Raw genomic sequence first — 22,725 nt, forward strand, 5'->3', positions numbered from 1 at the left:
AGGAATAGATTGTGAATAATCAGTGTATGAATTGCTGCAATAATTCTGTAGGTCAGTTTTGTGCAAGTAAAGTTCCAATATTTGAAAATTTAAATGATGAAGAAATTATAGAAATTGCAGATATTATAGAACATAAGGAATTTGCAAAGGGAGATACTATTTTTATAGAAGGAGATGTTGCTAAGACCTTATATTTTATAAATCAAGGAAAGATAAAATTATATAAATATACGAAAGATGGAAAAGAACAAATTTTACATGTACTTTCTGGGAGAGATTTTTTCGGTGAATTAGAGCTTATAAAACCATCTAAATATGGATTTAATGCTAAAGCAATTGAGAATTCAAAAATATGTACTATTACTAAAGATGAAATGAGAGCCATAATGATGAGGAATCCGGAAATTGGAATAAAAATTCTAGAAGCTGTTGCAGAAAGGCTAGCGAGAATTGAAAGTCTAGTTCAAAATCTTGCAACTAATGATGTGGATTCAAGAATGGCTTATTTATTAATTGATTTAGCAGAAAAATATGGTGAAAATAAAGATGGAAAAATATATATTAAATTACCATTATCAAGAGTAGAAATGGCAAATTATATTGGTGTTACTAGAGAAACCATAAGTAGAAAACTAAAAAAGCTTGAAGTTGAAAAACTAATTGAAATAATAGGAACAAAAACAATTGTAATCCTTGATAAGGACGGATTACAAGATTATATTTAAAGTAAAAGTTCATTATTACATTTGTAGTAGTGAACTTTTTATTATAAATATCCAAATCAAGAATTAGATATATGCAACAATTACCGAAATATGATACATTTATCTTCCGCAGGACTAGTGAAATTTTCGCTGGAAGGTTCTAAATGTGGGCTTGTCGTCATTTTAGCGTGTTCCAGATGTAAAATCCCCAAGGAGAAAGTTCATGTTTCCAAATATAAAATTTGGACATTCACTTTTAGACAAGCTGAAAATGAAACAAGCCCACATTAATACCCTTCAACAGCTCAATTTCACATGCCTGCTCCAGAAAAAAATGTATCATATTTCTAGTGAAGTGTTACGGTTATAATTTCTCAATTATGCATGTATATTACATTTATAAGTTTGGTTATTCATTTGGATATCTATATTATTGAAGAGGAATGATTAATAATGAATGATGAAGGAGCAAAGCTCCAAGAAGAAAGTTAATGTAGTCAAATTCAAGATTTGGACATTCACTTTTTCTGCGGAATTTCTTGATATTAAGTTCAAGCGTGACTGTTAACATGGGAAAAAAACAGGTTTAATGATATTATTAGAACAACTGTAATTATTGATAAGACTACAAGAACTATAAGTAAGCTAATAAAGAAAAACAGTTTTTATTATACTATCATGAATAGGGAGATTAATCCTTTAGCTCAATTATAGGAATAAATATAGGAAGGTTGAAGATAAAATATGATACGACCGAGAATTTTTGGCGGATGTATAACAATTGATCAATTGGAAATAATAAGTAATATGGCAAAGAAATATGGAGGAAATCAAATACGCTTCACCTCAAGGCAGGAAATTCAACTGTTGTCAGTTAAAAAGGAAGTTTCTAGTGAGGTATTAGAGGAACTTAGTAAAGCTGGATTGACTACTAAGGCTACTAATGACCAATGGAAAATAAATGTTGCATGTTCTCCTCTTTCAGGAGTAGCAGAAGATGAAGCTTTTGATGTTACACCATATATGCAAGCTGTTGTTGATTTAATGATGAAAGGTCCTAGAACTTTAAATTCGCCTAAAAAATATAAGATAGCTTTTTCAAATAATTTTGAAGATACAGCTAATGCAACCATTGCAGATATAGGATTTATAGCTAAAACTGTTAATGGAAAAAGGGGCTTTGAAGTATATGTGGCTGGTGGTTTAGGTAAGAATCCAAGAGTTGGTATAAAGCTTGAAGAATTTATTGAAGACAAATATGTATTAAATTATGTACAAGCTATGAAGCAACTTTTTGAAAGAGAAGGGGACGGAAACGATAGACGAAAAGCTAGATTAAGATTTGTTCTTAAAAGCTTAGGAGAAGAAAAATTTATAGAAAAATTCAAAAATGAATTAAATAAAGTTAAAAGTGAAAAAAATTTAGAACTTAATATAAAGCATGATCAGGATAAAATAGAAAAAGCAAAAAAAGTTACTGAAAAAGATTGTAAGGACAAATATGGCAATAGAATAATCAATCAAAAACAAGATGGGTATTATTCGGTACATGTTCACCCTACGAATGGCAATATTTCTATTAATAATTTAGAGGATATTTTGAAATTTATAAGGGATTTAGATTATGCAGTATCTATAAGATTAAATTTGACACAAGGATTTTTTGTTAGAGATTTAAATAAACTTGATGCAGAAAAACTAGTGGATTTAACCTCATATTTTTCCTCTAAATTTAGTATAGACAATTCAGTGGTTTGTGCTGGAGCTAGGATTTGTAAATTTGGAATAAATAATTCACAAGCACTACTATATAAGCTTATTGAAACCTTCAAAGACAAATCTTTTGAAATAAAAAATGCTTTACCAGAAATAATTATTTCTGGCTGCTCAAATTCATGCGCTCAACCTCAAAAGAGTATAATTGGACTTATTGGAAAGAAAAGATATACTGAAGATGGACTTGTACCAGTATACTCTATATTATTTAATGAAAAAATAGGAAGAGATGCTGAGAAGCTTGGAGAAATATATGGAGAAGTTCCAGCAAAAAGGGTACCTAGCTTTTTTGAAGAATTGGCAAAATTGAAAGTGGAAGCTGAATGTAAAGATTTTGGCATTTTTATAGAAAATAAAGAAAGAGAAATAAGGGCATTAGTAAAGAAGCATTCATATATAGAGGGTATTAATGGAAATCCAGATATATATTCTGATTTTGAATAAAAGCTAAAAAATGCTGCTTAAAATATAAATGGATTGTGATACCATAATTTTACTGCTATTATTAGTATCACATATCCTTGAACAAAATAGATATTATTTTTATAGGATACTCTCTTATAATAATAAATCATTATAAGAGCATAAATTATTTCTTAAAGCATTTTCTCTTAATGATAAATAGAGCTCAGCTTTGGTGGCATTATCATATGGCATTACAAAAAATATTCCTATTCCAAATGCTAGTGTATCTAATAAGTACCAACCCAAAAATGATAAATCTAATACAAACATATCTAATTTATGTCCCATGGTCATTTCGTTACTTAAGGAAATTGCCTTTTCAACTCCTATATTAGGATTGTCAGCAAGAATGTATGGTACCATTCTATAAGAATATGATTTTATTATGCCAGGTATAACTAATAACAAGCTCCAAATAAAAATTAAAATCTTTGTTGCTAGCATTGCTTTTATTATTCCAAGATAATGTTCTTCGTAAAAGCCAAAACTAAAGCATTTTTTATCATAGAGATATTGAGCCGAGTTAATAAAATATTTTCTTCCACCCACTTCTAAGCAATATCCAATAAAAATACGAATAGCCAATAATATCAGAATTGCAGATAAAGAAAATGACATGACTTTCCAATGAATAAAGCTGTTATGATAAAAATTAAAAAAAATAGAATGTCTTGAGTTATTAAAGTGATGATTACCGCCACTCAATAAATTATTACCACCTACTAAAGCAATTATTATACTAATTAAAAATGCATTCCAATAGTTTACGGCTAAAATAGCTTTAGCTCTTTCTTTTAGTTCTTTTCTACTCCACATATATTTCCCCCATTTAAGTATTAAATTATTTTGTTTGAAATTTTATAAAATTTCAGCTATTAAATATGATATAAGGTAGATAACATAAAAGTATTATAAGTTATAAAATACCATATAACAAGTTAACGGAAATGTCAAAAAAGACGTTTTAAAGTTGGATGTATATTCCAAACATATCAAATCTACGAATTTCATTAAATTGCTAGTCTTTTCTCATGATTTCATTTTTATTTTAGAAGGTTGATAGTGAATAGAAATTTTAATAATATTTCATATTTGCTAGAAATATAAGAAGGAATTTGTCTTCTCTTGTATAATTAGATATATTGAGGGGAGTGAGGTTTATGGTTATTGAAAAGGTTAAAGAAAATTTTAAAGAAATCATAGAAAAAAACAAAAATGATAAAGATACATTACGAGGAATAATAAGAAAACTTCGTGATGAGAAAGCAATGTGGGAAGATGACAACAATCAATTTCAAAAAGGGAAATTAGAAGAATTGCAAGTTTTGATTGACTATGCTAGTAAATTTATCAATAGGAATGCATAATATTACGAACTCTAGAAATAGAGTTCGTTTTGATGTAAATGTTATCTTAATTAAGAAGCATTTGTGGAATAAACTCTTTAAGCCACTGAGTTACTCCAATTGAATTAATTCTCTGCTTATTAATTAGGAGATAGCTTTCCATGCTTGGTGGAGTACTTTCAAGTAATTTTACTTCAATTAGTGAGCCATCTTGAATAAACTTCTTAGCAGCAGATTCTAATAAAAAACTATATCCTATTCCTTCTTTTAAAAATGTAATAATATTACTGCTAATATTTATATCTAAAGGATAAACATAATTTTTCGGGAAAATTGAGTAGAACCATTCTGTAAATGAATCAGTTTGAATAGCTGAGCACAATAATGGAAGATTCCTAAGTTCTTCGTTTGTTATTCCACTAGAGATTAATTTTCTATTCTGTGCTCCAGTTAGTAGTATAATTTTATCACTAAAGAAAGGCTCACATACAAATTTAGGAGACTTAATGTCCCAATATATAAATGCAATATCTAATTGATCTTCATGGAGCATTTGTATAAGATTTTCACTGTGTTCAATAGTTACTTTTATAGCAATTTTTTTGTTTTGCTGCATATATTTAAGAATCATTTCTTGAACATGGCAGTCATAAATAGAGTGTACAACTCCAATATTAAGTGTATCATTAAATAATTCAAGATTTCTAAGGTGGAAAATAGCAGATTCTTGCAAACTAAGTAATTGCTTTGCATAAGGGAGAAAAGCTTCACCTGCGTTTGTTAACTCAACATTTTTATTTGTTCGTATAAATAATGTCTCACCTATATTAGATTCTAAATGTTTTATTCTACTAGTGATAGTAGATTGGACTACATGAAGCTGATCAGCTGTCTTTGTAAAGTTTTTAAGCCTAGCTAAATAGATGAAAGTTGTTAAAAGATCATTATCCATATTTTGTATTATTCCTTATCTATAATTAATTTTTTTGATTGTTACTATTGAATATATTCGTTGTACAAATTGAAAAACCTTTTTTATAATCGGAATTGTAAATAATAAAAAGATTTTTTTAAATGAAAGGAAGAAAACATATGAGTAGTATTGTTTTAATGATTGTAGATGTTCAAAATGAATTGATTAAGAATCATCCGTATAATGAAAAAAAAGTTATTGAGAATATTAAAAAACTAATCCTAGAAGCCAGAAAAAATGAGCATAAAGTTATATATGTACGTCATGATGATGGGATTGGCAGTGAATTGGAAAAGGGTACAGACGGCTGGCAGATTTATGATGAAATAGCACCTGACGATAATGAGTATATCATTGAAAAAGAATATAATAGCGCTTTTCATAAAACTGAATTAAGAAATTACTTGGAGGAAAAAGGCATTACTACAATTATTCTTGTAGGGTTACAAACAGAATATTGCATGGATGCCACTTTAAAAAGTGCTTTTGATTATGAATATAAAATAATTATTCCAGAAGATACAAATTCAACTTTTGATAATGAGTATCTATCTGGTGAGAAACTTTATGAATTTTATAATTATAAAATTTGGAATAATCGATTTGCTAGTGTTATTCCAATGGAAGATACAGTGAAAATTTTAAGGAATAACTGATTTTTATTTGAATATTGTATTAGAGTAACTCAATTATCTAGTTTATTTTTGAGTTGCTCTATTTCAGATTTTAATTGATTTACGCAGGCTTCTAATTCAGCTAGCCTTATTGTATCTGTATTAATAGATGAGTCTGGAGTATGTTCTTTTTTATTCTTTGAGGATTTGTTATCATTTTTTGAAATAGAATCTTGGTTAGTATTTGTGGGATTTGTGTTGCAAAAAGGATTGTTGACATTATAATTGAGTGGACTAAAATATCTACCTGGTCCTCCTTGAAAGTATTGTTGTTGAGAATTATATGTTAAAATTGCTTGCCCAACTAATTCAAGCCAATTCCCAAGGGCATTTTGAACATTATAAGGAATACTTCCAGCAATTATATTTCCAAGAATTTCTCCTATCACAACAAATAATGCTGGATTTAAACATTGAAATCCATTGGGAATATCTGAACAGCCCATATTATTTGAAGTATTACTACTCTTTGATTGAGTTTTGTTAGTATTATCCTTATTGGTGTTAGCATATCCACAAGCTTTAGCTAAGTCTTCAAAACTATTCCATCCTTTGAATTCCATTGTATCCTACTAATTTAAATGCTTTAATTTAATATATTATTCCTTTATAAGAAGTGTTACAATAAAGTGAAATAGTCAAAATAGATATTAAAGCTATAGGAAGAATAATTAGATTAATGAAGGGATGCGTAGATATGTTTAAAGAGATGAGAAGAAGTGACAGATTAATTAGTACTGAAGAGGCTAAAGTCATGTTAGAAAAATGTGATTATGGAGTTTTATCTACAATAGGTGAAAATGGATACCCATATGGATTACCTATTAATTATGTCTATAAAGATAATGCATTATATTTTCATTGTGCTACAGAAGGAACTAAATTAGAAAATTTAAAAAATAGCAATAAGGTTTCTTTTTGCGTAGTTGGAGATACCTGTGTTTTACCTGATAAATTTAGTACAAATTATGAAAGTGTAATTGTATTTGGAAAAGCTAATGAAGTTTTAGGAGAAGAAAAAAATATGATTCTTCTAGAATTAATAAATAAGTATTCACCGGATTACATAGAAAATGGAAAGAAGTATATTTCAGCATCTATCATAAAAACGAATGTAATAAAGATAGATATAGAATATATTTCTGGTAAAGCTAGAAGATAATTGCTATTGAATAAAATTTGACGAATTACTTGGAATTTTTCTTGAATTTATTATATAATTTAATATATATATATAATATTAATAGGTATAAGAGAGGGAGAAAAATGGAACAAATAAATGTGAGAAAAATAAAAATAACTGATTATGAGAATATATACACATTAAATCAAGAACTAGGGTATTTATATTCAATAAAAAAGACAAAAGAAAGAATTCAAAATATAACAGAAAATGCAAAGGATATTATTTTAGTTGCCGAGCATGGCGCAGAAGTAATTGGATATATTCATGGAAGCCCGTATGAATTGCTTTATATGGATTTATTAATAAATGTTTTGGGATTTGTGGTTAAAGAAAAGTATAGAAATAACGGCATAGGAAATGAATTGATGAATAATTTGGAACAGTGGGCTAAGAAAAATGGATATAGCGGAATAAGATTAAGTACTGGATTTGATAGGTTGAATGCTCATAGATTTTACCAAAGACATGGATTTATTAATGTAAAAAAGCAAATGAATTTTTTGAAAATCTTTGAAAAGGCTAATTCGTAACATTTTAAAATTATTTATTAATGAAATTATTATATGTTATAATAATTATATAGACATAAAATCATGGAAGGTGAATAAGATGAAAATGGGAAATCAAGAAGAAGTTATCCATAATCAAAATAATAAGAAAGTACAAGGTAAAAAAAGTACCAATATGCTATTAGCAGCATTTGTTATGTTCATTTTCCCTATAATAGCAGTAATTTTAGGTGCGTATCTTGGAGCCTGTATAGGGGAAGCAATGAATTCATCTTCTATTATTTTTCAAATAATTGGAGGATTAGTGGGAGTGATAATTGCTGGAATTGGAATAAAGTTATTTGACAAAGCTTCTAAAGTTGACGAAAAAGCTGAAAAAATATACTGGGATGATTTATAATAAAAATACATATTAGATAAATTTGATTAATAGTATGCCACTTAGTAGCATACTATTAATATGTCTACGTTTACAAAAATAAAAAAGATTAATTGATGAAATTATTCAATTGAAATTCCTTTTGCTCTCATAGGTTCTAATACTTCTTCATCACACATGCTTATAAGTTCAACAGTTTCAAGGTTTGGTAAGTTTTCAAAGCCCTGTACTGAGTGTACATCAAAGAAGTCATCTTCTCCATCCCAATCAGGAATAATTAAACCATAAATATCATTTCCGCCATCAAAATATAAGTCTGTAATTTTATCTAGGTCTTGTTGAGTTAGTGAAAGTTCTTCAAAAAATTCTAACATTTCTTCAATGGGTCCTGCATTTGAATACCATTCATATTTGTCTGTGTAAAGTTCCTTGTTTTTTTCTAATTCAGCTTCAAAGGATGGATTTTGTTCTAATAAAGAATTAATTACAATTAACTTAAAGTTAAAATCATCAAAAAGTCTTGTCTTATCAATATATCGTTTCACAAGTTTTGCCCTCCATAATTTAAATAAATAATTGCTTCATAGTTATGTTATATTATAGTACTAGGTTTATTATTACACAATAATTATCAAAATACATTTTTGTTAATATTTTAATTGAAATACAATGGAAATAATTTTGAAAGTTTGGTAAAATAAATTATTAATGACGAAAATAAGGAGTAGGCAATATGAGAAAGAATACGGTTATTCTTGCTATAACAAGTGTGATAGTTGTAATTATGGCAAGTGCAGCTGCAGGGATTTTATTAGCAATAAAAACATCAATTCCAGTTAGCGATGAAAGTAATAAAGCAAAGCCAAAATCTGAAATAATTAAAAAAGAAACAGCTAATTCAAGTTCAACATTAAATTCGAATTCAAATGAATGGAAGCAAGAAAATGGTAGTTGGTATTTTATTATTAATGGTGAAAAACAAAAAAATTGGATACTGAGTAATAATAGATGGTATTTTCTTGGAAGTGATGGCAAAATGAAAACTGAATGGGTGAAGGATAAAAATAAGTGGTATTATTTTGGAAATGATGGGAAAATGAGGACTGGGTGGCTTAAGTTTAATAGTAATTGGTATTACTTAAATGATGACGGAGGAATGGAAGTAAATACAAATATTAGTGGACTGTATATTAATGAAAAGGGTATATTACAAGGAAAATCTTAATAAAATATAAGAAACACGTACAGAAGAGTTATTGTAAAAAATGGTGTAATGTTTTTAATTAAGAAAGATTACATTAGGTAGGTTTAATTTTACAATAGTTTCTTCTATTTTTTATTCTTTTAGGAATCTGTAATGCAGTAAAATATGTCGATAATATATAAAAAAGAATATTTAAATGAGTTGTGTATTTTGTTTTATGATGTATGTAAAAAGTTTTTTTATAAAGAATAATGTTATAATTACCAGTTATGTTATAATATATGAATAAGAATAAATAAGATTGTCGAATCAAAAATGAAAGGAAAATTAAAATGAAAAGAATAGAATTTACAAAAGTTATAGCTAGTGTGCTTGTAGTAGGATCAGTTTTTGCATTAAATTCAGTGGGAGCAAGTGCAGAATGGAAACAGGATTCTCATGGCTGGTGGAATACTGAGGGAAATTCATATTCTATTGGTTGGAGAGAAATTAATGGAAAGTTATATTATTTTGGACAAGACGGTTATATGCTACATGATACTAGAATTGGATATTATATATTAGGATCTGATGGTGCTTTGATTCCGTCAATTCAAAATGATTTAACAGAAGCTGAAAAAGATAAAGGAAACAGTAATCAAACTAATATACAAAAAAGCGATGGTTCAAAATCTATAAATAATACTGATGTTAAAAGTCAATTTACATTAGATGGAGTTACTTTAAAGCTTGAGAATAGTGCATATGTACTTGGAACAAAGCAAATTAAATTTTACATTACAAACAATACAGATGAAATTCGTGTATGTAAAGCAGATTATGTCGTAAGCAAGTTTGAAGATGATATGTGGCATACTTTTTCACAATTTACTAAATCTGATGATAAATCAGTAGTTATAAATCCAAAAGATACTGAAGAGGGAACAATTTCACTAAATGTTTTGAAAGGCTTCACTCAATTTACTCCAGGAAAATATAGGGTAACAAAAAGAATTGGTTCAGAAGATTACACTGTAGAATTTGATTTAAAGGAAAAGTTAAGTTAATAAGGATAAAATGCACTGATTAATTTATTTAAATCAGTGCATTTTCCTTAAAGATTTAGTTGAAACTTAACGACAAATATATATATTAAGAAGTAACTAAGAATAGGTCAAAGTTTTATAGAATTTTATGAAATTATTGTCACTACATTGTGATAGTTAATTTTATGTAAAAAATATGAAATTAATACTGTTTAATACATAGATGTAATGACATAATATTTTAAAACATTAATGTATATCTTGAAACATGGAATGTTTGATTGATGGGAGAATATGAGATGACTACTTTTAGGGAATTAGTAAATATTGAGTCAATTAAAAAAATTGCAGAAAATATTTATGCCATAGCTAAAATTCCACTTGCAATTATAAGTATTGATGGAACTATAGAGCTCGAAGTTGGATGGCTTGATATATGCAATAAGTTTCATAGGGCACATAATACCACTTGTAAGTTTTGTTTAGAAAGTGATAATTATCTAAAAAAACATATCTTAGATGGTGAGTATGTGGAATATAAATGTAAAAATGGAATGTGGGATATTGGAATACCAATTATTATTTCAGGAAGTCATATTGCAACGCTTTATTTTGGACAATTTTTTTATGACGATGATGCTATTAATATAGAGTTTTTTAAAGAGCAGGCTTTGAAATTTGGGTTTGATGAAAAAGATTACTTCGAAGAGCTTAGTAAAGTTCCTATTCTATCAAGAGAAAAAGTCAATCACATAATTGAGTATCATAAAGGCTTGATCGAAACAATGGCTGAAAGTGGTTTAAGGCTAATAGAGTACAAAAAATCAGAAGAAAAATTAAAAAAAAGTCAAGAGTATTTAAATTCTATTTTTAGTTCTGTAAATGATACAATATTTATTTCTGATTTTTATGGGAATATATTGGACATAAATAAAACAGCTACGGTTATGTTTGGTTATTCTAGAGAAGAGTTTTTACATAAAAATATTGATAATATCATTTCTAATAATTCACCATATAATGAAATGTCCTTATATGTAATAATTAGAAGGTTAAGGGTTGAAAAGAAATTAGTACTTGAATTAATTTGTATAGATAAGGATAATAATGAATTTTGGGTTGAAATTAATATACGTATTGTAAATATTAATGGAAGAGAAAGTATTTTAGGAACTGTACGAAATATATCAGAAAGAAAGCAAGCTGAATTAACTGTTAAAAATCAAGCTTTAGAACTAGATAAGTTAAGGACAGAATTTTTTGCAAATATTTCACATGAGTTGAGAACACCATTAAATATTTTACTATGTTCAAATAAAGTTTTAATGATGAATTTGGAAAAAGAAAATATTAATAGAAAAAAAATTTACGATAATATAAATATTCAAACACAAAATTGTTTTAGATTAATGAGGTTAGTGAATAACTTGATTGATGTGACAAAGTTGGATTCTGGTTTCTTGGAAACAAATATGATAAATTGCAATATTGTTGAGGTTGTAGAAGACATAGTTTCATCTGTTGTAGAATATGCAAGAACAAATGATTTGGAGCTTATATTTGATACAGATTTAGAAGAAAAAATAGTAGCTTGTGATTTAGATAAGATGGAAAGAATAATGCTTAACCTTTTATCTAATGCTGTAAAATTTACAGATACAGGTGGACACATTCTTGTTAACATAGCTGATGGAGAAGAGTATTTAACAATTTCGGTTGAAGACAATGGGGTTGGCATACCTAAAGATAAAATAGATATAATATTTGATAGATTTAGGCAGGTTGATAAGTCATTTACAAGAAATCAAGAGGGAAGTGGAATAGGGTTATCGCTTGTAAAATCATTAGTAGAAATGCAAGGGGGGACCATATCTGTAGAAAGTGAATGTGGAGTTGGAACAAAATTCATAATAAAATTCCCTGTTAAAATTGTGGATGGAAATAATAGCAGTGAAAACTATAAATTGGTAAGTAATAGTTTAAATAACCGTGTTGAAAAGGTAAGAATTGAATTTTCAGACATTTATGCAATTAAGCAATTTGAAAGAAGTTAGAATTATAAGAAACAAGGAAGTTAGGCAATAGAAAAATTGCTAGCTTCCTTGTTTTAATTTTATGATTAAAGATTTCTACTCCATTCAGCTATGGCTTTAATATCTTCAGGAGTTGTTCTACAACATCCTCCAACTAACTTAGCTCCAGCTTCAAACCAACCTTTTGCATTACAACAATAAGAATGACTTGAGGAATTACCGTGCCAGGTTTTAGAATTAGCATCATATTTTTCACCTGAGTTAGGATAAACCACTATAGGTTTATTAGAATTATTCTTTATTTCAGTAATCAATAATTGTACATATTGAGGAGCAGTACAATTTAAACCAATTGCTGCTACTTGACTATAATCATCTAGACTTTTAGCACATTCAGCAATAGGAGTTCCATCACTTATTTCTAATTCATTTTTACAGCTGAAACTAATCCAACAATAAACATTTGGGAATTCTTTTAGAAGCTTAATAATAGCCTTTGCTTCCATAAGGCTTGGAATTGTTTCACAAGCAAGTATATCAACGCCTTCTTCAATTAACAGCTTAATTCTTGGTCTATGAAAGGATATAAGCTCTTCTTCAGTAATATTGTAATCTCCACGATATTCTGAACCATCAGCAAGATAAGCACCATAAGGACCTACAGAACCAGCAACTAAAGGAGTTGGTCTATTTTTTCTATTCTCAGAATTATTCCAAAAGTCATCTCTTGCCTTTTTAGCAATTTGCACAGATCTTTTTATAAGAGATATGGCTTCAGCTTCAGAAAATCCTTTTTGCACAAAACCATCAATAGTAGCTTGGTAGCTTGAAGTTATTGCACAGTCAGCACCAGCAGCAAAATAATCATAATGTACTTTCCCGATCATTTCAGGCTTTTCAGCTAAAATCTTAGCAGACCAAAGTGAATCATTTATATCGCAGCCTCTATTTTCAAGCTCTGTAGCTAGTGCTCCATCTAAAATAATTAGGGGGAAATCTTTTAAAATATTTTCTATTGGATTCATAATTATATTCCTCTTTTCTATGTATTAATAATATTTTTAAACTAATTTTCAACAATTCGTACATCTTTTACTTTTTTGTTTTCAAGCTCAACAAATTCAAATTTAACTTTACATCCTTGACCGATTGGACTTTGAGCAACAATTCCAATAATATACAGACCTCCCGAAATTAGATGATTTTTTATATTATAACATAATAAGGATGTAAAGAAAGCATATTGTTTATATTATAATATTCCGGTGATATTTAAAGCAATATCATTATTTATTACAAAGTGTATAGGATAGGTGGAGATGAAAATGGAAGTAAATAAAGTTATAAAACGTCTATTTTGGGGAATAAAAATACAATTTTAAAAAATGAGTCCAATAAATGAATTATTTTGCCTTTTATGCATGATTTTGTGCGTTTAGAGGAAAAGGTATTTATTTTGTTTAAATATTGTGACAATATATGATTAAAGGTCCATAAACAATAATGGATATAAAAAATTATGAAGAAAATAATAAAATGTTGTGGGAAATTATGGAATAATAAATCTATACATAACATTTAGCTTGCTTTGTAATACATAATTTAAAGTTTGAAAGTGAGGTTTTTTTATGAAAAAAAGTAGTTTAAAAAGAAAATTTATTGTATCTACTGTAGTTGCCATGAATCTTTTATTCTGTTCCTCTATCCAAGCCTTTGCAGCTTGGAATGACAATCACTCAAGCTATGCTACATATACTGGTTCTGGATATTCTGGAGGTGCAGCACTTCTAGATCCTATTTCTCCTAAAATGGAGATTACTGCCTTAGATCCTGCTGACTTTAACTATAATGGGATAAATGCAGCTTTAGCTGGTGCATATTTAGAAGTCCAAGGTCCAAAGGGGAAAACTACTGTATATGTTACAGATTTATATCCTGAAGGAGCTAATGGAGCTTTGGATCTTTGTCCAACTTCTTTTGCTAAAATCGGTAATATGTCTGCTGGAAAAATCAATATTAGTTGGCATATAGTAAAAGCACCTATTACTGGAATGTGTTCTTATCGTATAAAAGAAGGTAGCAATCCAAACTGGGCAGCTATTCAAGTAAGAAATCATAAATATCCTGTTGTGAAAATGGAATTTCTAAAGAATAATACTTGGATTAATATGACAAAGATGCCATATAACCATTTTGTTGGAAATGGAATGGGGACAGGCTCTATTAAAATAAGAATCACAGATATCCGTGGAATAGCGGTTACAGACACAATACCGGCTTTACCTCAATATGGTAATTCTTCAGCTTATATTATTCCTGGACATGTTCAATTACCAGACTAAATTAGCTAAAATCAATAAATAAAAACGTATTTATTTTAACAATATATAATTAAAAGTTATTTAATATATCATTAATCTTTAATAAATAATAGGGAGTGCAAAAATATGAATAAAGTGATAAAAGCAGGAATGTCAGTTGCTGTATTCGCGACAATATTAATGAGTGGTGGAGCTGTTAAAGCAAGTGCTGCAGCATGGTCAACAACTGATAAGTACGGTTCATGGAGTAATGGTGGATATACGTTTAATAATGACGTATGGGGGAGTGGCGCAGGTGCTCAAAGCATGTGGGCTAACTCATATAGTAATTGGGGTGTATGGTCAGCGCAGCCTAATACTGGTGGAATAAAGTCTTACCCACATGTTGAAAAATCAATAAACAGAAAGGTAAGTGCTGTAAACACACTTACAAGTAACTTTAATGTTACGGTTCCTACAAGTGGAAACGCAATGGAAACCAGCTATGATATATGGTTAAGCGATCCTAGCAAGTATGATCCTAATTATCCAAGTAAAAACAAGCATGAGATTATGTTATGGATGAATGAATATGGTGCAGTAAGTCCTATTTCATATAACTATGATTCAGCTGGTGCTGTTCCTGTATACAAAAATGTAAATATAGGGGGGCATACATGGAATGTATATAGAGGAAATAATGGAAAAAATAATACTGGAAACATGGTTTATTCATTTGTAAGAACTAATGGAAATACTAATTCAGGATATGTAGACATTAAGGCAATAATCAACTGGATTAAGAATACACCAAAGTGGTACGGTGATATTCAATTTGATAATGTTCAATTTGGATATGAAATTACATCAAGCTATAATAACGGTAAAGGTCAAAATTTTAATACCAATAATTTTTCTGTAACATTTAATTAAAAAATAAGGCACATGAACTTGTTATTTTTTTGAATGTGCCTAATAATGAAAAAGAAGCTGCAACTCATTTTTATTCAAAGTTGCAGCTTTTATTTCTTTTCTGTACATTATTGATATGATTTGCTTTTTATGGTAATATTGAAAACAATATTATTATTTATTACAAATTATATAGGATAGGTAGGGATAGTTATGGAAGTTGATAATGAAAAAAAACATAAACTGAGTAGAAGTTTAAAAGCAAGACATATGAATATGATAGCAATAGGAGGTTCTATTGGGACAGGCCTTTTCTTTGCTAGTGGAAGTGCTGTAAGTACAGCTGGTCCTGGCGGAGCGCTATTAGCTTATTTAATAATGGGGATTGTTGTATATTTATTAATGATGTCCTTAGGAGAAATGTCAACTCTGCTACCTATTTCAGGTTCTTTTGAGACATATGCTACAAGATTTGTTGATCCTGCTTTAGGATTTACATTAGGATGGAATTATTGGTTTTGTTGGGCAATTTGTGTAGCAGCAGAATTAGTTGCAGGTTCACTTATAGTTAAGTTTTGGTTCCCAGATACAAATGGAACTATGTGGAGTATTATATTTTTAGCTATTATTGTAATTTTAAATGTTTTATCGGCTAAAGCTTATGGTGAAAGTGAATATTGGTTTGCAAGTATTAAGGTAGTAACAATAATTATATTTATTATTGTTGGTATACTTATGATAGTAGGTATTTTAGGAAATGGTTCTCCAGGGTTTAGTAATTGGACATTATCAGATGCTAATGGTAATAAAGGACCTTTTATTGGTGGCTTTTTAGGAATTATAAATGTATTTTTAGTAGCAGGATTTTCTTTTTCAGGAACTGAAATAGTTGGACTAGCTGCTGGGGAATCAGAAAATCCGCAAGAAAATGTACCAAAAGCAATAAAAACAGTTTTTTGGCGTATTTTATTATTTTACATTGGAGCAATTATTATAATAGGATTTATTATTCCCTTTACTGATGAAAACTTATTGAAAAGTGGCGTAGATAATATAGCTTTTAGTCCCTTTACTATGGTTTTTGAAAAATGTGGTATAGCTTTTGCAGCTAGTGTTATGAATGCAGTAATTTTAACCTCTGTATTATCTTGTGGAAATTCAGGGCTATATGTATCTTCAAGAATGCTATATGCTTTAGCCCTTGAAGGAAAAGCGCCTAAGTTTTTAGGAAAAGTAAATAAACGTGGTGTTCCAATGAATGCATTATACGTTACAACTATAGTTGCATGTTCAGCATTTTTTGCGTCTTTAATTGGAGATGGAAAGATATACTATATACTTTATAATGCTTCAGGAATAATGGCCTTTTTTGCATGGCTTGGTATAGGTATTTGCCATTACAGATTCAGAAAAGCATATATAGCTCAAGGTAAAGATTTGAAGGACTTAAAATTTAAAGCTAAATTTTATCCATTTGGTCCAATAATATCAGTAATTTTATGTGTAATTGTTATATTTGGAGCAAATATATGGATTTTTCAAGCTGAAACTTTCAGTTGGTTTGATTTCATCACAAATTATATTACTATTCCTATATTTATTTGCTTATACTTTGGATATAAATTTATCAAGAAAACAAAAATAGTTCCACTTGAAGAGTGTGATTTTGAACTTAAAGAAGAACTTTAATAAGTAAAATTTATTATAAAGAATGCTGGCCACAATTTTGAGGTCAGTATTTTTTTGGAAAATAAAGATTTGAGAAGAAGATAGAAAAGGTATATAATTGATTTTGAACACGTGTGCGAGGTTCGATTTGATTAATTATATAGTATTTATAGTGTTTTAAGCTTAAACTTGTACTTTATAATTTTGAGATAATAAAGCACAAGAATAGTTTTTAAAGAAAACAAAGGAGGATTAAGTTTGGTTACAGATATGACGCACGGAAGCATATATAAACATTTAATTAAATTTGCTGTGCCTTTGGTGCTGGGGAATATATTTCAACTGACATATAATGCAGCAGATTCAATAATAGTTGGAAGATTCGTGGGAACAAAGGCATTAGCAGCAGTGGGGACGGCAAATCCTGTTATGAATATTACTATATTTTTAATTGTAGGAATTTGCATGGGAGCATCAGTGCTTATGAGTGAGTATTTTGGTGAAAATAATATAAAAAAATTTAAAAGAGAAGTTTCTACTACAATTCTTGCAGGACTTATATTCACCATAGTTATGATTATTTTATGTGTAATTTTAGTTGATCCTATTTTAAGATTGATTCAAACCCCAGAAGAAATTATGGGGGAATCTGCAATATACTTAAGGATTATATTTTGTGGACTAATTTTTACATTTCTATATAATTTTTTTTCAGCGACTTTACGTAGTATAGGAGATTCAAAATCACCATTAATTTTTTTGAGCATATCAGCAGTATTAAATGTGGTTATGGATATTGTTTTTGTAGTTTACTTTAAAATGGGGGTTGCTGGAGCTGGTTTGGCTACAGTAACAGCAGAAATGTTTTCAGCTTTGTTTTGTATTATCTATATATATAAGAAAGTTCCGTTACTCCATTTCTCTAGGAAAGAAATTATTTTGGATAAAGCTTTATTAAAAATTACAATAAATTATAGTTCGGTTACTGCAATGCAACAAACTTGTCTTTATGTAGGAAAGGTTTTAGTACAAACTGCTGTAAATCCTTTAGGTGTGGATGCAATTGCAACTTTTAATGCCGTTACTAAAATCGATGATTTTGCTTTCACTCCACAACAAAGTATAGCTAGTGGAATGACAACTTTTCTAGCACAAAATAGGGGAGCTCAAAAATATGATCGTATTAAACGAGGTCTTTGGGTAGGAATGAAGATAGAGACAATATTTTGGTTCATTCTAGTTGGATTGGTATACTTTGGAGCAAATAGCTTAATGCGATTATTTGTACCCAATGAGGGCGGAAAGGTTTTAGAAATGGGAGTTACCTATCTTCATTTTATGGCATTTTTTTATTTATTACCTGCATGGACAAATGGAATTCAAGGATACTTCAGAGGAATGGGGGATTTGAAGGTGACTTTAATATCAACTTTTTCTCAAATGGCTGGGAGAGTAATATTTGCTTTTTTACTTGCACCAAAGTTCGGAATAGTTGGTATCGCAATAAGCTGTTTTGCAGGATGGATAATTATGCTTCTATATGAAGTCCCAATGTTGGTTAAGCATAGAAGAAATTATAATTCTACTATAGGAAATATTGTTAGGTGTTAGAGATATAATTTTAACTTTGAAATTAAAACAGCCAATATACTTTTTGGTTGTTTTATTATATAGATATCCAAATTAATACTTAAACTTATAAATGGAATATGTATGTATTATCAAGAAATTATAATCGTAACACTACACTAGAAATTAGATACATTTTTCTGGAAGCAGGCATGTGAAATTGAGCTGATGATGGTTGCTAGTGGAAGGTTGTTCCATTTTCTGCTTGTCATAAATTTACTTTAGGAACATGCAGAAATGGGTGCAACCTTCCACTTAGAACCCATCCAGCGAAAATTTCACTAGTCCTGTGGAAGATAAATGTATAAGATTTCGGTAATTGTTGCATAAGTCTAATTCTTGCTTTGGATATCTTTATTATAGTTTCAAATCTAAACCAAAATATCTTTTGTTCTTATCATCAATAAATTTTAAAGGACCATTATATAGTATTGTACCTGCATATTTTCCTTTAGTTATTACAAGGTAATTCTTTAAATTACAATCTGCTGATCTTAAATTGAATTGGAGTTCTTTAAGTTCTTTTTTGTAAGTATCAACATCTAATTTCATTAACTTTAAATTTGAAATTTCCTCAAAGGATAATCGTCCATCATTATTAGTATCAGCAATACTAACAATGGCTGAAGATAAATCAGATGAAATTACATTAGCATCGATGGTTTTTCCATCAGAGCCATAATTATTAATTTCAGAATTAGGTTTTGAGTCCATTTTTGCTTGTAGTATAAGAGCTGTTTCACTAAGTTTATTGATATCTACTTTAAAATCTGTAACGAAAGAAATTCTATTATTTGTGCTAGTTAATACTTTATAAAAATCTAAGAGGAAAAAAATCGAAATACTTAAAAATATCAAAATAACAAAAGTTTTTATCCAATTTGATTTTTTTATAGATTTAAATTTTTTTGTGATGTTTGGGAGTACAGCATTTCTATAGTCATAGGCTACTAAATTTTTAGTCTGCATTTATACACCATCCTTTAAATCATTATTATACTATTATAGTATTCTAGTTATATTAATTTAGATTTAGATAAGAGTAAAAAAAATGTTAAATATTCTTGAAAAATAACAGTAAATTAAATATAATAAAAATATTAAATTGATTTTAAAGGGAGGATAATAAAATGAATATTTGTTGCTGTTGTTGTTCTTTATGTATTAAAAAAATTATAAACAGCTGCAGCATAATGTGATTTTTAATCCTTTATAGTTCATAATTAATTTTATTTGTGACTGCAGAGAATTCTGTAGTTTTCTTATTTTATAAGTAAAACTACAAATTAGCTGCAGTTTTTTATTGCTAATTATTTCAAGGAAAATAAATCTATTGGAGGTAGGACATGACATTAAAAATTTTTAATACCATAAGTAAAAAGGAAGAAGAATTTAAAGAAATAGAAGCTGGGAAGGTAAAAATGTATGCATGTGGACCAACGGTGTATAACTTTGCCCATATAGGAAATTTGAGAAGTTATATTTTTGAAGATATATTAAAGAAGGCATTAGAGTATGAGGGCTATGAAGTTACACATATGATAAACATAACGGATGTGGGACATTTGCAATCGGATGAAGATACTGGTGAAGATAAAATGGAACTTGGTGCTAAGAGAGAAAATAAAAGTGTTTTGGAATTAGCTAGATTTTATGAAGCTAGTTTCTTATCAGACTTAGAAAAATTGAATATTAAAAAGCCAAACATAATAGCAAGGGCAACTGAACATATTGAAGACATGATAAATTTAATAAAAAAATTAGAGGAAAAAGGTTTTACCTACATAGCTAATGGAAATGTTTATTTTTCAATAGATAAATTTGAGGATTATCATAAATTAGCAAACTTAAACATGAATGAAATGAAAGCTGGAAGTAGAATTAAAATTGATGAATTTAAGAAAAACCCCTTTGATTTTGTACTATGGTTTGTTAATTCTAAATATGAAAATCATATACTTCAATGGCAATCACCTTGGGGAAAAGGGTTTCCTGGTTGGCATATAGAGTGCTCTGCAATGGCTATTAAGTATCTAGGAGAATATATTGATATTCATTGTGGTGGAGTAGATCATATACCTGTACATCATACTAATGAAATAGCTCAATCTGAAAGTGCTTTAGATCATAAATGGATAAACTATTGGATACATGGAGAGTTTTTGACAACTGATAGCGAAAAAATGTCTAAATCAAGTGGGGAATTCTTAACTTTGGAAAAATTAATAAAGGATGGATTTTCACCAATAGATTATAGATATTATGTGTTACAATCAAAATATAGGAAAACATTAGCGTTTACTTATGATAAACTAGAAGAAGCTAAAAAGTCGTTAGACAGCTTAAGAAAAAAGATATCAGGTATTATTGCTAACATAGATATTACTGAAGTTACCAATGTTGACGCAGTAAATAAGTATAAGTCAGATTTTAAGGAATGCATAAATGATGATTTAAATATAGCAAATGCTTTTACTGTTTTATATGAAGTTATAAAAGATAATTATATTAGTAATAATGAAAAGAAACAATTAATAGAAGATTTTGATAGGATTTTTTCTTTAAATTTAATTCAAGAGCAAGGGAATAATAAACTAAATGAAGAAAGAATTAAGTATATTGAAGGATTAATTAATGAAAGAGCTCAAGCTAGAGTTAATAAAGAGTGGAACAAGTCTGATAAAATTAGAGAGGCTTTGCTTCAAGAAGGAATCGAAATTACAGATACTAAGGAAGGGACTGTGTGGAAGTTAAGATGATGAAATATTTACAATCAAAAACTTTTAAGATGGCGTTGTCAGCAACAATAGCAATAATTATATCTAATTATATAGGCTTAAAATTTGGGGTAACAGCAGGTATAATTGCAATACTGAGTATACAAGAAACAAAGAAAGAAGCTTTATTAGTTGCTGGTAGAAGATTAATAGCATGTGCTGCAGCAATACTATTATCTTTTTTATTATTTTGGTTATTAGGAAATAATCCAATAGTGTTTGGATTGTTTTTACTCATATTTATTTCAGGGACAATATTGCTAAAAATAGAAGATGGAATGGTAATGGGTGCAGTTCTCTCAACCCATCTTTTATCGAGTACTGATATTAATGTCTCTTGGATTATAAACGAAGTTCAGTTAACTATAATAGGCATTGGGGTTGCAATGTTGTTCAATTTATATTCATCATCTTTAGATGATGAATTTGATAAGAATAAAGCACGAATAGAAGATTGCTATAGGGGTATATTATCAGATATGGCTGTTAGTTTAGTAACCCAAACTGTTCCAATATATGAGAAAAAAATATTGTTAGAGGTTGAAGGATTAGTTAATAAGTCTAAGTTAATTGCCCAAGCTATAAATAATAACAATTTATTTAGTATAAATAATTATTATGTAAGTTATATTGAAATGAGAATAATTCAATTAGAAGTTATAAAAAGAATGAAAAGGCATTTTTCAAGATTTTACATGACCTTTGAACAAACTAAAATATTATCAGAGTTTACTAATAATGTTGCCATGAATCTTCATGAAGATAATGATTGCCTTGAATTGCTTGAAAGGTTGAATTTATTAAGAAAAGATTATAAGAATATGGAATTGCCTAAAAATCGAGAAGAATTTGAAAATCGAGCTCTATTATTTCAATTTTTAAATGATTTAGAGGACTTCTTAAATGCAAAAAGAGAATTTAAAGAATATTTTTAAGAGTAATAATAAAGATATCCAAAGCTAGAATTAGACTTATGTAACAATTACCAAAATCAGATATATTTATCTTCCACAGGACTAGTGAAATTTTCGCTATGCTATCCAATTTGAAAAGAATTGGGTAGTTTTTTTATTAAATTAATTAACGAATATAGACATATAAATTGGATAAAATATAGTTAAATTGGTATTTTACGAAAAAAATTATTTTTAAAAGGAGAAGCAGA

The 22,725-nt window shown here is 28.5% G+C and carries 22 protein-coding genes; 16 read left to right on the forward strand and 6 right to left on the reverse strand.

The genetic code is table 11. From position 1 onward, the window contains the following. Positions 1–11: 11 nt before the first annotated feature. Both CSPA_RS12220 and CSPA_RS12225 read left to right on the forward strand, forming a co-directional pair. Complete coding sequence (locus CSPA_RS12220; protein WP_015392587.1) at positions 12–725, forward strand: Crp/Fnr family transcriptional regulator; 714 nt, start codon at positions 12–14, stop codon at positions 723–725. Positions 726–1,448: 723 nt separating this feature from the next. Further along, entirely contained in the window at positions 1,449–2,924 is a 1,476-nt protein-coding gene (locus tag CSPA_RS12225) for a nitrite/sulfite reductase (RefSeq protein WP_015392588.1), read from the forward strand. A 114-nt stretch (positions 2,925–3,038) separates the two neighbouring features. On the opposite strand, the gene CSPA_RS12230 is transcribed toward CSPA_RS12225, so the two are convergent. Further along, entirely contained in the window at positions 3,039–3,761 is a 723-nt protein-coding gene (locus tag CSPA_RS12230) for a DUF975 family protein (RefSeq protein WP_015392589.1), read from the reverse strand. Positions 3,762–4,105: 344 nt separating this feature from the next. On the opposite strand from CSPA_RS12230, the gene CSPA_RS12235 reads away from it, so the two are divergent. Then, positions 4,106–4,312 carry a hypothetical protein gene (locus CSPA_RS12235; RefSeq protein WP_015392590.1) on the forward strand — a complete coding sequence of 69 codons (207 nt, stop codon included), beginning with the start codon at positions 4,106–4,108 and terminating at the stop codon, positions 4,310–4,312. Positions 4,313–4,358: 46 nt separating this feature from the next. Here CSPA_RS12235 and CSPA_RS12240 read toward each other — a convergent pair whose 3' ends face one another. Next, entirely contained in the window at positions 4,359–5,243 is an 885-nt protein-coding gene (locus tag CSPA_RS12240; protein WP_015392591.1) for a LysR family transcriptional regulator, read from the reverse strand. A 140-nt stretch (positions 5,244–5,383) separates the two neighbouring features. On the opposite strand from CSPA_RS12240, the gene CSPA_RS12245 reads away from it, so the two are divergent. Continuing rightward, complete coding sequence (locus CSPA_RS12245; RefSeq protein WP_015392592.1) at positions 5,384–5,920, forward strand: cysteine hydrolase family protein; 537 nt, start codon at positions 5,384–5,386, stop codon at positions 5,918–5,920. Positions 5,921–5,949: 29 nt separating this feature from the next. On the opposite strand, the gene CSPA_RS12250 is transcribed toward CSPA_RS12245, so the two are convergent. Further along, positions 5,950–6,501 (reverse strand): hypothetical protein, encoded by a 552-nt coding sequence (locus tag CSPA_RS12250; protein WP_015392593.1) that lies wholly within the window; start codon positions 6,499–6,501, stop codon positions 5,950–5,952. Positions 6,502–6,635: 134 nt separating this feature from the next. On the opposite strand from CSPA_RS12250, the gene CSPA_RS12255 reads away from it, so the two are divergent. The 3 genes from CSPA_RS12255 (at position 6,636) to CSPA_RS12265 (ending at position 8,033) form a co-directional block, all read left to right on the forward strand. After that, positions 6,636–7,100 (forward strand): pyridoxamine 5'-phosphate oxidase family protein, encoded by a 465-nt coding sequence (locus CSPA_RS12255; protein WP_026106401.1) that lies wholly within the window; start codon positions 6,636–6,638, stop codon positions 7,098–7,100. Between the two features lie 104 nt (positions 7,101–7,204). Further along, on the forward strand, positions 7,205–7,654 hold the full coding sequence (locus CSPA_RS12260; RefSeq protein ID WP_015392595.1) for a GNAT family N-acetyltransferase: 450 nt from the start codon (positions 7,205–7,207) through the stop codon (positions 7,652–7,654). Between the two features lie 79 nt (positions 7,655–7,733). Next, entirely contained in the window at positions 7,734–8,033 is a 300-nt protein-coding gene (locus tag CSPA_RS12265; protein WP_015392596.1) for a SoxR reducing system RseC family protein, read from the forward strand. A 101-nt stretch (positions 8,034–8,134) separates the two neighbouring features. Here the strand turns inward: CSPA_RS12265 and CSPA_RS12270 are convergent, their stop codons facing one another. Beyond that, positions 8,135–8,557, reverse strand: coding sequence for a DUF6892 domain-containing protein (locus CSPA_RS12270; protein ID WP_015392597.1), 423 nt, complete (start codon positions 8,555–8,557; stop codon positions 8,135–8,137). Between the two features lie 188 nt (positions 8,558–8,745). Between CSPA_RS12270 and CSPA_RS12275 the strand changes: the two genes are divergently transcribed. The 3 genes from CSPA_RS12275 to CSPA_RS12285 all read left to right on the forward strand — a co-directional run bounded on the left by CSPA_RS12275 (position 8,746) and on the right by CSPA_RS12285 (position 12,295). Then, positions 8,746–9,237: a hypothetical protein gene (locus CSPA_RS12275; protein ID WP_015392598.1), complete on the forward strand. Its 492-nt coding sequence runs from the start codon at positions 8,746–8,748 to the stop codon at positions 9,235–9,237. A 311-nt stretch (positions 9,238–9,548) separates the two neighbouring features. Continuing rightward, positions 9,549–10,262 carry an immunoglobulin-like domain-containing protein gene (locus CSPA_RS28960; protein WP_015392599.1) on the forward strand — a complete coding sequence of 238 codons (714 nt, stop codon included), beginning with the start codon at positions 9,549–9,551 and terminating at the stop codon, positions 10,260–10,262. Positions 10,263–10,540: 278 nt separating this feature from the next. After that, entirely contained in the window at positions 10,541–12,295 is a 1,755-nt protein-coding gene (locus CSPA_RS12285; RefSeq protein WP_015392600.1) for a PocR ligand-binding domain-containing protein, read from the forward strand. Between the two features lie 65 nt (positions 12,296–12,360). Here the strand turns inward: CSPA_RS12285 and mmuM are convergent, their stop codons facing one another. Continuing rightward, positions 12,361–13,299 (reverse strand): homocysteine S-methyltransferase, encoded by a 939-nt coding sequence (gene mmuM / locus CSPA_RS12290; RefSeq protein WP_015392601.1) that lies wholly within the window; start codon positions 13,297–13,299, stop codon positions 12,361–12,363. A gap of 603 nt (positions 13,300–13,902) precedes the next feature. Between mmuM and CSPA_RS12295 the strand changes: the two genes are divergently transcribed. From CSPA_RS12295 to CSPA_RS12310, 4 genes are all read left to right on the forward strand, one after another. Continuing rightward, on the forward strand, positions 13,903–14,616 hold the full coding sequence (locus tag CSPA_RS12295; protein ID WP_015392602.1) for an expansin EXLX1 family cellulose-binding protein: 714 nt from the start codon (positions 13,903–13,905) through the stop codon (positions 14,614–14,616). A 105-nt stretch (positions 14,617–14,721) separates the two neighbouring features. Next, positions 14,722–15,507 carry a GH12 family glycosyl hydrolase domain-containing protein gene (locus tag CSPA_RS12300; protein WP_015392603.1) on the forward strand — a complete coding sequence of 262 codons (786 nt, stop codon included), beginning with the start codon at positions 14,722–14,724 and terminating at the stop codon, positions 15,505–15,507. Between the two features lie 192 nt (positions 15,508–15,699). Then, the gene (locus tag CSPA_RS12305; protein ID WP_015392604.1) at positions 15,700–17,175 is read left to right on the forward strand and encodes an amino acid permease; all 1,476 of its coding nucleotides are present in this window, start codon (positions 15,700–15,702) and stop codon (positions 17,173–17,175) included. 237 nt (positions 17,176–17,412) lie between these two features. Continuing rightward, entirely contained in the window at positions 17,413–18,765 is a 1,353-nt protein-coding gene (locus CSPA_RS12310; RefSeq protein ID WP_015392605.1) for an MATE family efflux transporter, read from the forward strand. A gap of 375 nt (positions 18,766–19,140) precedes the next feature. Here CSPA_RS12310 and CSPA_RS12315 read toward each other — a convergent pair whose 3' ends face one another. Then, positions 19,141–19,752 (reverse strand): hypothetical protein, encoded by a 612-nt coding sequence (locus CSPA_RS12315; RefSeq protein ID WP_015392606.1) that lies wholly within the window; start codon positions 19,750–19,752, stop codon positions 19,141–19,143. Positions 19,753–20,129: 377 nt separating this feature from the next. Between CSPA_RS12315 and cysS the strand changes: the two genes are divergently transcribed. Together cysS and CSPA_RS12325 are read left to right on the forward strand one after the other, a co-directional pair. Then, positions 20,130–21,542: a cysteine--tRNA ligase gene (gene cysS, locus CSPA_RS12320; protein WP_015392607.1), complete on the forward strand. Its 1,413-nt coding sequence runs from the start codon at positions 20,130–20,132 to the stop codon at positions 21,540–21,542. After that, complete coding sequence (locus CSPA_RS12325) at positions 21,539–22,495, forward strand: aromatic acid exporter family protein (protein WP_015392608.1); 957 nt, start codon at positions 21,539–21,541, stop codon at positions 22,493–22,495. The genes cysS and CSPA_RS12325 overlap by 4 nt, the downstream gene beginning before the upstream one ends. Positions 22,496–22,725 lie beyond the last annotated feature (230 nt).

This window comes from Clostridium saccharoperbutylacetonicum N1-4(HMT) (assembly GCF_000340885.1).
GTDB classification, from domain to species: domain Bacteria; phylum Bacillota; class Clostridia; order Clostridiales; family Clostridiaceae; genus Clostridium; species Clostridium saccharoperbutylacetonicum.